This window comes from Alteromonas profundi (genome assembly GCF_010500865.1).
In the GTDB taxonomy this organism is placed as follows: Bacteria; Pseudomonadota; Gammaproteobacteria; order Enterobacterales; family Alteromonadaceae; genus Alteromonas; species Alteromonas profundi.
Genome location: NZ_JAAAWN010000044.1, coordinates 1 through 11,804 on the forward strand (window position 1 = coordinate 1; position 11,804 = coordinate 11,804).

An 11,804-nucleotide genomic window follows, 5' to 3' on the forward strand; every position below is an offset into this window, starting at 1 on the left:
GGCTACATTGTCTTTCGAGCTTCACACCTCACCATTGCTAGTAACGCATGTCGAAATAGGAAACCTTCGGCAATACGAAGGGTTGAATCAAAGTTCAACAGTAAACAAAGCGACTTCTTGTCGCACCAAGGCGTTTATACCACAGCGCGAAGCCGGTTTTATCCCAGTAGAGGATTTTGAGTTTATCGCGCTTTTTATTACAGAAGACAAACAGGGCATCCCGGAACGGACTAAGCTGCATCTGTTGCTCAACCACCACAATCAGACCGTTGATGGACTTACGGAAATCGACGATATCCATGTACAGGTAAATGTCGGCAGGTTCGACGAACATCTTCATTCGTTAAGTGCCTTCATCAACGCCGCTAACCAATGCGGTGGTACTGTAATGGGTAAACTGAGTTGGCCGGAGCCATAAGCCAACGTAATCTGTTCAGTCGCAGCAGTAAACTCCTGAGATTCAACCGTGGTGACTTCTCGTTTAACCTGAACAAACTTGCCTTGAGTTTGTAGCAAACGTATATCACTGCGCCTGGCGTAAAAGGTTTGGATATTGATATGTTGTTGTCGGCAGAATTCGACAGCCGAGAGGCCACTGTGTTGTTGCTGTTTGAATAATTGTCGCCATTCTTGCTGGCTGCGCTGAGGGTTTCGCATGACGTACTCCTTTTAAAAAGGACACCATGCCGTAGCTATTTCAGAATTTGAATGTGGGGATCACCGGACGGATACGGATAGTAGACAAGTCTCTGGCCATATTAATCTCCTGTAAATAATGGCGTTAATTCTTAATTCCGCTTTACAGTTTTTGATTTGGCAGGTTCAATCGCTGGAAATTTGAATGGCAAAAACGTTTAACGCTTGCCAGTAGTGCAGAAAGTTCCCTTCCCATATCTGGTAGATATCCAGTGCAACTTCTATTGGAAACAGGCCATGAAGGTTTTGAAATACACCTGCCTGAAAATCAAAATCGAGATCTTTTGCCAGTTCTGCAAACGGACCGATACCAACAAAAGTAAAATCGGTGATATAGCAGAAGTACCATGAGTCACCGTGTTTCTCTAACCGTATTTCTACTGGATGAAAACCACCGTTTTCAGCTGAGTAGTTCGGATCACGAAAATTGATGGTAATACTATCGCCAGTTATTTGGTGTTGAGTTAACAATTCGGCAATGGCGTTGGTGAATCGTTTGGATACCGGCAGTGCCAGTTCTTTGTATTGAATGTTCATGATATTGGTCTTTTTAATGGATTGTGAGAAAAGACCTGTAAGTACTTATCCTGCTGAGAATACTAATTTAATGACATACACATAAGGAACTCTCGTATGTCACTTCAACTAAACTTCTCTAATATCACTACGCCACTGGATTGCCGCTTTACGCAGTTTCTGTCTGCACTATTCCGGCAAGAATGCGCGGATGATGCCAAACACATGGAACTGGTTTTTCAGTTTCCAGACCTTGAGGATGGCATTAGCGATATTTTTCTCCTCCACACCCGCGCAGCCGAAGGCTCAACACACCTGATTGATAAACTCTATTGCATTAGAGAAACCAAGCAGGAGCATTTTGTCTGGGCATATGTCGGTAGCGGTAGTTGCCTAGGCTCAACACTCATTGTGCACCATTGCGAAGAGCCCAAGTCTGTGGATGAGGTATTGCACTATTGGCAAAACAAGATGCTGGCTGACATCAACAATCAAAACATTGATATCGACGTTAATCTAGCGGCGATAGAAGAAACGAATAAAGTTGCTTTGCATCTCGCTGGTTGAGGTACTTACAGGTTACTAACGGCAGGTCTGTGGGGCATGGATAAGGTCACGCCACAGACCTGGTTTACTTATGCCTTTTTGCTCGCATCTGGTTTAGTTGGAGCTTTCTTTGCTGTCGGTGGTGCCAGTAAAAAAGTATCCAGTTCACCTTTCTCGGTAGCTTTGATGATGGTGTCGATGAGCTCAGGAAGCTTGGCTTTATCACCAACATCGATGGCATGTTTATCCTTTTGCAATTCAATGGATTTGTTGTTCACCTTTATTTCAAGATAATAGTGGCCGTCGCTGTCGTAATACCACGGCCTAACGGTAACTTGGCGGCGTTGCTTTTTGCGCTCTCCGGTAACAGGGTCTTTAACCATCTTTTCGCGGTACGCCTCAAACGGTCGCTTTTCTATCATGCAGGTTGCCAGCTCTTGTTGCTGTTCTAGCTTCTCGATAAGCTTCATGCGTTTACCGATGACCGGAGGTTTAGGCTCAATTTTAGGACGAGCGATAACCTTGAGCGAACTCAATACAGATGTAGTCATAATGTTTACCTTTTAGGTTAGTGAGGGCGGATAAAGCCCATTGGGGTTTGGGGTTGTTTTCGTTGGTTTTCCTCTGCCAATAGCGTGATAGCAGAGAGTCGGTGGTTCTGTTTTGGTCGAAATTGCTTGCGCCTTGCCAGTATGGCAAAGTCACCTGGCGTTAACTGTTTGAGTGTGGATAAGCGTTGCTGCTCTTCCAAATTCAACCGTTTTATACCAAGTACCTGCCGGTATAAGGCACAGACTTGTTCCGGTTTCAGATAAGTGCATTCAAGCTTAAAGTCGAAGCGCCGAAGTACTGCTTTGTCTAGCCAGCTATCAAAGTTGGTGGCCGCAAACAGCGGTTGCGTAAAACATTCAATTTGCGTCAGGAATTCGTTCACTAATTGCAGTTCATGGTGCGCCGTTAATGCCTCTCGACTGACCAATAAGCTATCCACCTCATCGAGAAGAATTACCTTTTCTTCGATGTGTGCGCGGTGAAAGAGTTCTGCTACGTTTTGTTCGCTTTCGCCTACCCACTTGCTCAGCACGTCGGAACACTTCACACGAATAAGGTCGCGCTGATTGGTTTCGGTGAGGTAATGTGCAAAAGCGGTCTTTCCTGTGCCGGGTGGTCCGGATAACAATACGCGAGCAGGTTTGTTGTGCTTTAGCGCGAAACTGACTTCATCCAGATAACTTGCGGGTTGCTTCAGATTAAGCAGTGATGCATCAAAATCTAACTCACCTTGATACTGTGCTTTGCTGTCCCACAGTCCAGATGCGTGTAATGTGCTTTCAATAACGTCATGTATCGTATTCTCAGCGTCTATACGCGCTACGTTCAGTGTTTTCGCAACATGTGTGGCATTTGCTATCAGTGCCGGTGAAACATTGTTGATACGCGTTATATTGCGCTTACAGCGTTCTGACAGTCCCAGGCCTTTGAAATGACGTTTGCATACATGCTGAATATCCTCTGGTCTAGGTGATGGCACCTCAGCAACCAACTTAAACCGGCGAATGAAACTTGGCTCCAAGCACTGCACATGATTGGTGATCCAGATACACGGTATGGCGTTATGCTCAATTAACCGCTGCAAGTATTCCTTGCTATAGTGATTGTCCGCCAATTCAAAGAGATGTTCACATTCATCAATCAATAGCACCGCATTACTGGGGGCGTTGAGTAAAGCATTGAGCAATGATAAATGCCGTAGTCTGTCCTTACAGGGATAGCGTGAATCCAACGCTTCATCAGGATTTTGCTTTACCATGCCTGTCGAGCGGACCTCATAAAGTTTACAGTCACAATGCTTGGCTAAGCTTCTGGCTAATTCGGTTTTACCAGAGCCTGATATACCATGAAGCAAGACGCTGGTGCCGACCTGTGCTTTCCTCATTGCCGATGACAGGTAATCACCTAAAAGTGCGGTATTCACCTGAGGAAAGTCACCGAGTGCAAACTGCGCCTTTTCACTGGGTTGCAATAATGGTTCGATTAACTGCTCTCTCGAATGCAATTTGTTTGTAAGCAGGTTAAGCAACATTGGTTGCGGTAATTCACTGCCATCGATAACACCGAAGTCTTTGTCATTCAGCAAACCAAACTGCATCAAACTTTCAGCAATAGCATTGAAATCCGATACCTTGAGGCCAGTCATATCCAACAATATGCTGTTTAATCCGGTATAGCTGTCTTGGATATCCAGCATGTTCACCACACTTTGAAACCACGGGTTTGCCTGACATAGCAATGCAAACTGAATCAGTTTGTCTGCACCTCTCGGCAAGTTGAGAAGCTTGCGGATAAAGGTGCAGTTATCACTGAATACCTTGGTGGTTTTTGGATGCCGGTCGTCAATGCTCAACAAGGCAACGAGTGCCTTTTTAGTAAGTTTCGACGCCGATTTGGACGTGGGTTGTCCTCGTAAATAGGTTAAGACCTCTGGATTGATAAAATCATCATCAATACCTACCGCATAACCTAAAAGCCGCTTAACCCACTGGCAGGTCAGATATTGCAACAAGTGAGGATTGTTTAATTGCCGTTTCAACATACGATGCCTCACTTCTGCTTATAGCTGAGTTGTGACGCTGCCTTTTGCATGACTTGTTGGTCGCGCTTGTCATACATTATGGTGGTGGCAATATCGGCATGACCTGCCATCTGGCGTACCGTATTTAAATCGACGTTCTGCTCCAGTAACCGTGTGATAAAAGTTCGGCGCAAATCATGGGGTGACACACCGTCTACGCCAATGGCGGCAAGTGATTTACGGATAAGCGAATAGATAAAGCTCGACGATAATTTACTGTCATGCTGGATATGACCACCCCGCACAATACGCACAAAAAGGTAACCCTCACCATCTCCGCGTACCTTAAGCCAATCCAGCAAACCCTTTGCAGTCCATTCAGGTAGGTATACCGTTCTACTTTTATTCCCTTTGCCTTTTTCGATATGTAACGTATTCGTTTCTGCCGAAAAGTCACAGAATCGAAGCGCCACCAATTCACTTCGGCGCAATCCTGAACCAAGTAAAATAGTCACAATTGCTGCGTTTCGTTTGCCGGTAGCTGACTTATCAGTATTCAGGTGTTTGAATAGTTTATTGACCTGCTGAGCCGTTAACGGTGTGCCTTTGTGGCTACCGTGTTTAACCTTTGTGATAGCTTGCAGTTGTATTACCTGTGCCTCTGGCACAATACCTGTCATGACTGCCACTTTCACGATATTGCGAATGGCTGTCATCGCACGGTTAATTGAGCGAGCTGACCAACCTTTTGTTAACAGCATCGCCTTGATATGGCTGGCCTGTTGATAGTCAATATGATGAAACCTTTCTTGCCGTTCGTGTTCAGGCCAATCAAGCATGGCTGCAATACTGTTAAGCTGTGAGGCAATGGAACGCTGACTATTAGGCGCAAGACGCCCCATATACAGCGTGTAAGGACATGCTGCATCCATTGAATTGCTCCGAATTTATATGATTTTTGATAAAAATGAGGGATTTGCTTGGATAAGCTATTTACAAGCTAACAGAGGATTTAAGGCAGGAAAACGGCTGTTTTGTACCGAGATAGACAAGATGTCTGGTAGGTTGTGGAGCCCTAATTGAATAGCCCCACAACATCTAAGTCAGTTTTAAGAGTGCTCAACTTCAGGATAAACTAGCTCTCCTTTGGTTAACGAGTTCAGAGTTGCGGATTTTTCAATTACTTCCTCTTTTGCAAGGTCTAAGTAACAGGCTAAAAAAGGAGAATCGGTTGGTAGTAAAAACTGTGCAATATTTACAATTTTTTGAACTGTTTCTAAATCATAATTCTCTATAAGATTAGCCATTCGTTGTATGCTTGCTAAATCGACGCTATAGGGAGATATATCACAATAAATGGCAAGCAGCCCCTGTGCTTCAGACAGTTTAACCAAGCGTTTTAATGTTTCTTCATCGAATACATGCCCCAGGTCATTAAGAGATAGACTCTTATCGTTTTTATCTCCATTTGTGAAAGTGTATCTGAGGGAGGTAAGAAATACCTTGGTAGCACTTTCAACCAAACATTCTATAGGGTTGTTTTTAAATTCTGGGCAAACGGGGGCCGGAATTCCTTTTAGCCACGCCAAAATGTCATTGTCATATCTATTGAATACTCTCATAAGTAAGTACCTCAAACATTTTTAAAATTACAACATGAGTAGAAAGCTAAATCTACTCGTTCATGGTGTGGCGCCACGAAGTACATATTGGCATATATTTTATATAAAACAATTCCTTAGAGTTAACTTGGTGACAGGGCTGAGGTAAGTAAATTTCAGTCCTGAGTTATCGCGAATTGCCGTTTCAGGACTACCTCTTATGGGTTTGATTTTCTGCCTTTTTAAATTGATTTAGGAGGGAGGCCAGTAGAGTTTTATGTCGTTTGCTAATTTTCGGTAAGGATACTCTTAGCGTATTCCTAATAAGGGCTTGTAATAAAATCCGATTATCACCTACCGTTAACGCTGATAATATCTTTGGATATTTGTGAATCGCTAATTTTAATGCCAAAGGCTCTGGTAGTTGAGTAAAAATCTCAGGTGAGATGAAATCAACAGCATGCATTGCGAACGGCGCATCAGATAGAGCGTTGTATTTTAGTGGCTCATCACCAGCTGTATAGCGCCATTTACTTTCGTAGCGAGTTGCTACAACAATGCTGTTGAGCAATTCGGATTGATTCTTTTCATTCACTTTTTTCTTGCGGAGATTAGAGATGAATTTACATACCGGGCTGTAGAGGACATCTGAATCTTCACCTAAATTTTTCTTTCTCAAGTAGTAGATTGACTCGGTTGGAATGTTGTCTGTTAATGTAGTTTTAGGATATGTCTGAAATGACGAGGATTCAGCATCAATGTTTAGCATAAAGCTTGGTATTCCGTGCCATTGGCTACCTATATCGTGACATAGTAGAATCGACTCATCTATTGCTTTTCTTGCTTCATCATCAAATGCTTCAAATAGCCATTTCATAACTCTGTAAACATGGTTTAACCGCACTAGATTAGGACAAAAAGAGATGCGGCAATGCTGGTAAATACTATTCTTGAATTGAGGTATGTTTACAAATGAAAGTGTGAATACCTGGTGCTTTTTTCTCGATATTTCAAAGTTGTACCTGTAATGCTTGAACGCGCCATTTGAGTCTCTATAGCTGTTAACCTCATTCACTGCCCAACCATCAAGCATTACTTTAGATTCTAGTTCTTTGGCAATCTTGGTTGCACGCGTTTTACTGATGTTGAATGACGCTGCATAATTGTCGTGGTCTAGTTCAAACAATCGATCGCCATCTATATATCGATAAAACATATCAACCTGATGCCGAATGAATGACGGATCTGTCACCAAGCTATTTAATATAGTCAGCCTTTGTTTATAGTCTTGTGAGAGGTAAAAGTCATGCAAGGCATTGGAGTGTGATTTACCTATGCTGATACTAGAGTTATTTCGTGTGATTAGCTTACACCTATTGATTTGATGTATGTACTTATTGATTGTTCTAGTTGTCTTATTAGTTAATGTATTAGATGTATTACTGTTAGACACGTGACCTCCGTTTTTCAGCTCTCAATCAAAAATTATGATTTCCTCCTGTAGATTTACAGTTTTTTATTTATAGCTTTGTAAGCGATGAATGTGCCGTTTTCCTGAGTTGAAAAACGTTTCTGTTGAAACAGATAATTCATCATTGGACTAACAATTTTATCACTGCAATAAAGGATTTTTGTTGTTAGTGATTACTAACATTTTTCTCGCCGCTACCATTTTTTAAATATCAGGACTACCATTTGGTTGCTTTTATATCCTAAATTGGATATGGTTTGAAAAACTCAGGACTACTTGTTTGGTGATTTGGATGAGCGGAAAGCGTAGTAAAAATAGTGACTACTGGTACAAGAATGGTGACAACCTTCTTAAGCATTGTGGTAAAGGTCATCGAGTATTTGTGAATAATCCTGTCGCACAGGATATTAAGAAAGAGGTACAGAGCTCTCTGGCTACCCTTAATAAGTTGAACGATTTCGAGAAAAGCAAGTACAAGGCGTTAAGCGACTACCTATTGTCCTTTGATGATGACAAATGCGAAAAAACGGCAAAGGATGCAGCGGAGACTTTATTACCGATTTTAAAAGCTGCCTATGAAAACGAGGCGAGTTCTACACTAACGACTTTTGTTACTAAGCTTTTAAACGAATTGCGAAATCGGTTTGAGTCGAGTGATTGGGATGCATGGGTAAAGCGTGTATCACAGAAAGAAAAGGATAGTAAGAGAACTAGAGTTACCATCGAACGAGAAGTGATGGACTTTCTAGATGAAAGGCAAGCGTTTTTTGGCGAGAAAACACGTCAAAGCTTCTTAGATAAACTTGGAGACGAATACGAAATTTGTAGTGCTTCAGAAGTTCGAAAAATGAATTTCATGATCAGAAGCTTGAAAAAGTCGAGGACACACTATCGGAATATATTAAACGAGCTAGAAGAGCTCGGTATGCTGGATTCAACAACAAGGCTTCTTTTGGTAAATGGTATTAAGGTTCAAAAGGGGCAGAAATATGAGCTCGGTGAGACGACCCCGGTTGAGGATGGAAAGGATAAAATTGTTAAACAGCTCAAACCGATAGAAAACGGGGTAGACAAATCTTCTATCTCTTCTAAAAGGTTGAAAAAAAAGAAACAACAAAGCTAGTATGAGAAGGGCGGTATTGTTCAATTTCGGGTTTGTCTAGTTCAGGCTGGCGAGTAAATGTTATTGAAGTCCAGCCTGCCTACCTTATCAAGGATAGACAGGCCACAATTGAAATACCCTTCTAAAGGTTAGGAATATTTTGAGGTTAATTTGATTGAAGTATCAACTTTTCGTATCAGTCTTCTTAATGGTTCGCAGTCTACATAAGCGTTATCTAACAGTTCCTTAAGATTTTGCAGCAAGGTTATAACGCCGTCTAGTGACCTAGCTTTTAAAACAAATGAATCATTTTTAGCTATATCACCATAATAGAATAGCCCATATTTATTAGTTACTTCACGATTGTATTCAGAAAAAAACCAGTCTTCTAGTTTGCTCTTTATCGAAGACAACCGAGAGTTTACGCCATAAGGCGTGACCTGAGAACGTTGCACAGCAATTATCAATCTTGCGGCAAGGAGGTGAGATTCGATCGGCATTACAGCATTCGGGCGTCGATTATTATCTGCGGCATCCCAATATCTCATTGGCACCGTTTTACTACTTGGCTCTCGGTGAATAGTTCCTTTTGCTATGGCCCTTTTTTGTCTTGGGGTGTGATTGCTTGAGGACTTAAAAATATGTCGTGACCAAAAGATGATTCACCGTTCCAATTTTCTGTGGTGATAGGGGAGGGTATCTTGTCAATTTTTTCCATCAAGCTTGTAAAGTCATATCCAGTAGTTGCATCAGTGGCGATAAACATCTGGGATTCACCTGGATAGTACATTCCTTGCCATTTGGAAGCCTGCAAATGCCAACTATGCTTATCTGCCCATTCAGCTCTTTCGCCTGTAATCACAGGACCGAGGTATGGTTCATCTACTAAGATAAACTGACCTGAATCTGGATCTTCCCAATTTGTTGCATGGTCAGTTTGAGGTAACTTGTTATTTGGGTCTCTATTGGGGTAAGCGGCTTCGTAGTCGTTAGTAGGTTTCAAGCCGGTTGCTTCCATAAACCTTAATTCCCTCACAGCTTTGCAAATGGAATCCCTGGCTGTCTCTTGTGAGCGGATAACTTGGTCATGAACGAAATGATCTAGTGAGGCCAATCTGAACCAACTTAGCCCATTAGCTTTCTTCATGTCACTTTTTGTGGCTATTTCTAACAAAGGTTTGGGAAGTTTAATTTCAAGTACTTCCCTTCCAAACGTTCGGCTACTCTTGTCATGCCAATAAGTCGAAAAGAACAGTCGGTATTGTGACTTAGTAGCTTTTGACTCCGAAAGGGAATTTAGAGCGTGTGAATAATTTTCAAAACAAGCTTTTTGGGCAGCTTTATTTAAAGCTTCATATGAGGTATACCATACTCTTTTTTAATTTGCTTGGCATAGCGCTTGATGCCGCCGATCGTATTCGGCTGAATATCTTTATCCAACATTTTTAATCTCCTGGCTTGTTTTGAAGCGTCGCTCGTCTACCACTGAACAAACCCGAATAAAAATATTGAGTTAGCGAGATTATAAAAAGTAGAACTTAAAAAGCTTCGCAACGACGAGCGGCAGGCTCCTACCAAGAGCAATATATTTATAGGACAAACCCCACAACATTGCAACCCATACCTTCAGCTACCCACAGTTAGATAGGAGAAAGCCTGTTGCGGAGTAAAACTGTTCCCTATAGCTTATGGAAGCAGTGAAATAAGTCACGTTAACACGTATTAACGTGACCTTTTTATCAAGAGCTCTCTTTTTACGGTTCCGATTACACTGAATAAATTTGAAAAGACATGTCGCTAGTTTAGGGTAGGTTTATAACTTAGGTTACTACATAATAGCCCTGATTGCAGGGCGTTACTCTAATTATGAGATGATTATATTTGGTAGATATGAGAAATTAAAACCCATGTACCAACGGTAATCAGGACAATTCCCCCCACTGTTTCTGCTCGTTTTCCCACAATTAGTCCAAGCGCGCTACCAACCATTATGCCGATGGTTACCATCAAACATGTAGCTAATCCGATCATCATTGAAGCTAAGGCGATATTTACATCGACAAATGCTAAACTAATTCCTACTGCCATTGCATCAATACTAGTACCAATTGCTGTTAGAATGGTGATTAATATTGACTGGTTATTTATTCTTCCATCGTCTTTTTCGTCATCTTTTTCAGTAGGACTGAAAGACTTAAATATTGTGAAAGTACCTAATAACGATAATATGCCGAATGCTAACCAATGGTCCCAAGACACAATGAATGAAGAAGATAATTTACCCAATCCCCATCCCAACATTGGTGTTATTGCTTCTATGATACCGAATATTATTCCTGTTTTTAATGCAATTGATATTTTCGGTTTTCTTAAGTTAACGCCTTTTGCAATAGCGGCTGCGAAGGCGTCTGTAGACATTGCAAAGGAAAGGAAAATAAGTGCGAGTAGGTTCATTACTATAACTCTCTGGTTGGGCAATTGAGTCCACGATAAAACTACACGCCCAACCAGAGGTGTAATTCTATCGATGGTCTCGCCAACCAAAAAGGCGTTCATACCATGGTCTTTGACCAATTATGTTGATATGGACTTTTCCCAAATTGTAGGAAACAGGCTACTCCCCAACGAAGTGGAAGCAACCTTACCTCAAAATTTTAGATATGACAACTGCTTGATTGTCGCGATCTTGATTGTTCCACTCTGAGCTTTCTCAGACACTACCGAGCCGAAATAAATACTTTCCTCATACTTTTCAGCGAAAAGAGCATTAATTGAATAATTCAGATCTTTAGTTCGAAGAAATGCGTACTCAGAGTCAAACTCTTGATATCCCAATTCAAATAATCCTCTACCTATACGGTTAATTTTACCTAATGCTGGTATCAATTTAATATCGTATGGTCTGGCAAATAAAAAGTTATTGTAAAAAACGAACCAAAGATTAAATTTTAGCTTAGTCCTTGAATTTGAATTACTTTCAACTGTCATTGTTAACGAAGGAAAAGACTTCATATTACCCTTCCATGTTTTTACAGAAATCGTCAGTAAACTCTATTTCAATTGTGCTGTAGCTGAAGTCAAATTTTGCCAAGCTATCATAAACTTCAAGCTTCAATAGCTTATATTCTTCAATTATCTTCAAGTTACTTGTAATGTGTAAAGTAATAACATTATGTTCTCCGTCAAGTGACCAAATTTTTAAGTCATGGATATATTCAACTCTATCAACACTCCGGAGTTCATCTAACACTTGTTTGTATAAGTTTTTCTCTGGAACACCTTGCAAAAATAATTTTAAGG

14 protein-coding genes and 1 riboswitch are annotated in these 11,804 nt (G+C 41.3%); of the genes, 2 read left to right on the top strand and 12 right to left on the bottom strand.

Annotated elements, in window-relative coordinates; genetic code table 11:
* Positions 1-94: 94 nt before the first annotated feature.
* The 3 genes from tnpB to GTH32_RS18460 all read right to left on the bottom strand — a co-directional run bounded on the left by tnpB (position 95) and on the right by GTH32_RS18460 (position 1,233).
* Positions 95-340, bottom strand: coding sequence for an IS66 family insertion sequence element accessory protein TnpB (gene tnpB / locus GTH32_RS18450; protein WP_163088568.1), 246 nt, complete (start codon positions 338-340; stop codon positions 95-97).
* Positions 337-657: an IS66 family insertion sequence element accessory protein TnpA gene (tnpA, locus tag GTH32_RS18455; protein ID WP_163088570.1), complete on the bottom strand. Its 321-nt coding sequence runs from the start codon at positions 655-657 to the stop codon at positions 337-339. Before tnpA ends, tnpB begins: the two co-directional genes overlap by 4 nt.
* Positions 658-822: 165 nt before the next feature.
* Positions 823-1,233 (bottom strand): DUF2787 family protein, encoded by a 411-nt coding sequence (locus GTH32_RS18460; protein WP_163088572.1) that lies wholly within the window; start codon positions 1,231-1,233, stop codon positions 823-825.
* 96 nt (positions 1,234-1,329) lie between these two features.
* Between GTH32_RS18460 and GTH32_RS18465 the strand changes: the two genes are divergently transcribed.
* Complete coding sequence (locus tag GTH32_RS18465) at positions 1,330-1,779, top strand: hypothetical protein (RefSeq protein WP_163088574.1); 450 nt, start codon at positions 1,330-1,332, stop codon at positions 1,777-1,779.
* 68 nt (positions 1,780-1,847) lie between these two features.
* Here the strand turns inward: GTH32_RS18465 and GTH32_RS18470 are convergent, their stop codons facing one another.
* The 5 genes from GTH32_RS18470 to GTH32_RS18490 all read right to left on the bottom strand — a co-directional run bounded on the left by GTH32_RS18470 (position 1,848) and on the right by GTH32_RS18490 (position 7,117).
* Positions 1,848-2,309: a DUF6641 family protein gene (locus tag GTH32_RS18470; protein ID WP_163088576.1), complete on the bottom strand. Its 462-nt coding sequence runs from the start codon at positions 2,307-2,309 to the stop codon at positions 1,848-1,850.
* A gap of 17 nt (positions 2,310-2,326) precedes the next feature.
* A complete protein-coding gene (locus tag GTH32_RS18475; RefSeq protein ID WP_163088578.1) occupies positions 2,327-4,351 on the bottom strand; it encodes an AAA family ATPase in 2,025 nt (674 codons plus the stop codon).
* Between the two features lie 8 nt (positions 4,352-4,359).
* A complete protein-coding gene (locus GTH32_RS18480; protein ID WP_163088579.1) occupies positions 4,360-5,262 on the bottom strand; it encodes a tyrosine-type recombinase/integrase in 903 nt (300 codons plus the stop codon).
* 177 nt (positions 5,263-5,439) lie between these two features.
* The gene (locus GTH32_RS18485) at positions 5,440-5,952 is read right to left on the bottom strand and encodes a hypothetical protein (RefSeq protein ID WP_163088582.1); all 513 of its coding nucleotides are present in this window, start codon (positions 5,950-5,952) and stop codon (positions 5,440-5,442) included.
* Between the two features lie 190 nt (positions 5,953-6,142).
* On the bottom strand, positions 6,143-7,117 hold the full coding sequence (locus GTH32_RS18490; protein WP_163088583.1) for a hypothetical protein: 975 nt from the start codon (positions 7,115-7,117) through the stop codon (positions 6,143-6,145).
* Between the two features lie 577 nt (positions 7,118-7,694).
* On the opposite strand from GTH32_RS18490, the gene GTH32_RS18495 reads away from it, so the two are divergent.
* Positions 7,695-8,525, top strand: a complete 831-nt coding sequence (locus tag GTH32_RS18495; RefSeq protein ID WP_163088585.1) for a hypothetical protein — start codon at positions 7,695-7,697, stop codon at positions 8,523-8,525.
* Positions 8,526-8,653: 128 nt separating this feature from the next.
* On the opposite strand, the gene GTH32_RS18500 is transcribed toward GTH32_RS18495, so the two are convergent.
* The 4 genes from GTH32_RS18500 to GTH32_RS18515 all read right to left on the bottom strand — a co-directional run.
* Positions 8,654-9,052 carry a DUF5623 domain-containing protein gene (locus GTH32_RS18500; protein WP_163088587.1) on the bottom strand — a complete coding sequence of 133 codons (399 nt, stop codon included), beginning with the start codon at positions 9,050-9,052 and terminating at the stop codon, positions 8,654-8,656.
* Positions 9,053-9,096: 44 nt separating this feature from the next.
* Complete coding sequence (locus tag GTH32_RS18505) at positions 9,097-9,522, bottom strand: hypothetical protein (RefSeq protein ID WP_163088589.1); 426 nt, start codon at positions 9,520-9,522, stop codon at positions 9,097-9,099.
* Positions 9,523-10,379: 857 nt separating this feature from the next.
* Complete coding sequence (locus GTH32_RS18510; RefSeq protein WP_163088591.1) at positions 10,380-10,958, bottom strand: manganese efflux pump MntP; 579 nt, start codon at positions 10,956-10,958, stop codon at positions 10,380-10,382.
* A gap of 6 nt (positions 10,959-10,964) precedes the next feature.
* Positions 10,965-11,139: riboswitch (yybP-ykoY riboswitch) on the bottom strand.
* Positions 11,140-11,517: 378 nt separating this feature from the next.
* Positions 11,518-11,804, bottom strand: a 287-nt coding sequence (locus tag GTH32_RS18515; RefSeq protein ID WP_484476985.1) for a cation transporter dimerization domain-containing protein, incomplete at its 5' end; no start/stop codon positions are given.

Bases quoted from the DNA above. Each gene is read 5' to 3' on its own strand.
- GTH32_RS18485 (WP_163088582.1), bottom strand. From the start codon at position 5,952: ATGAGAGTATTCAATAGATATGACAATGACATTTTGGCGTGGCTAAAA.
- GTH32_RS18500 (WP_163088587.1), bottom strand. From the start codon at position 9,052: ATGAGATATTGGGATGCCGCAGATAATAATCGACGCCCGAATGCTGTA.
- GTH32_RS18475 (WP_163088578.1), bottom strand. From the start codon at position 4,351: ATGTTGAAACGGCAATTAAACAATCCTCACTTGTTGCAATATCTGACC.
- tnpA (WP_163088570.1), bottom strand. From the start codon at position 657: ATGCGAAACCCTCAGCGCAGCCAGCAAGAATGGCGACAATTATTCAAA.
- GTH32_RS18505 (WP_163088589.1), bottom strand. From the start codon at position 9,522: ATGGAAGCAACCGGCTTGAAACCTACTAACGACTACGAAGCCGCTTAC.
- GTH32_RS18470 (WP_163088576.1), bottom strand. From the start codon at position 2,309: ATGACTACATCTGTATTGAGTTCGCTCAAGGTTATCGCTCGTCCTAAA.
- tnpB (WP_163088568.1), bottom strand. From the start codon at position 340: ATGAAGATGTTCGTCGAACCTGCCGACATTTACCTGTACATGGATATC.
- GTH32_RS18510 (WP_163088591.1), bottom strand. From the start codon at position 10,958: ATGAACCTACTCGCACTTATTTTCCTTTCCTTTGCAATGTCTACAGAC.
- GTH32_RS18460 (WP_163088572.1), bottom strand. From the start codon at position 1,233: ATGAACATTCAATACAAAGAACTGGCACTGCCGGTATCCAAACGATTC.
- GTH32_RS18495 (WP_163088585.1), top strand. From the start codon at position 7,695: ATGAGCGGAAAGCGTAGTAAAAATAGTGACTACTGGTACAAGAATGGT.
- GTH32_RS18465 (WP_163088574.1), top strand. From the start codon at position 1,330: ATGTCACTTCAACTAAACTTCTCTAATATCACTACGCCACTGGATTGC.
- GTH32_RS18480 (WP_163088579.1), bottom strand. From the start codon at position 5,262: ATGGATGCAGCATGTCCTTACACGCTGTATATGGGGCGTCTTGCGCCT.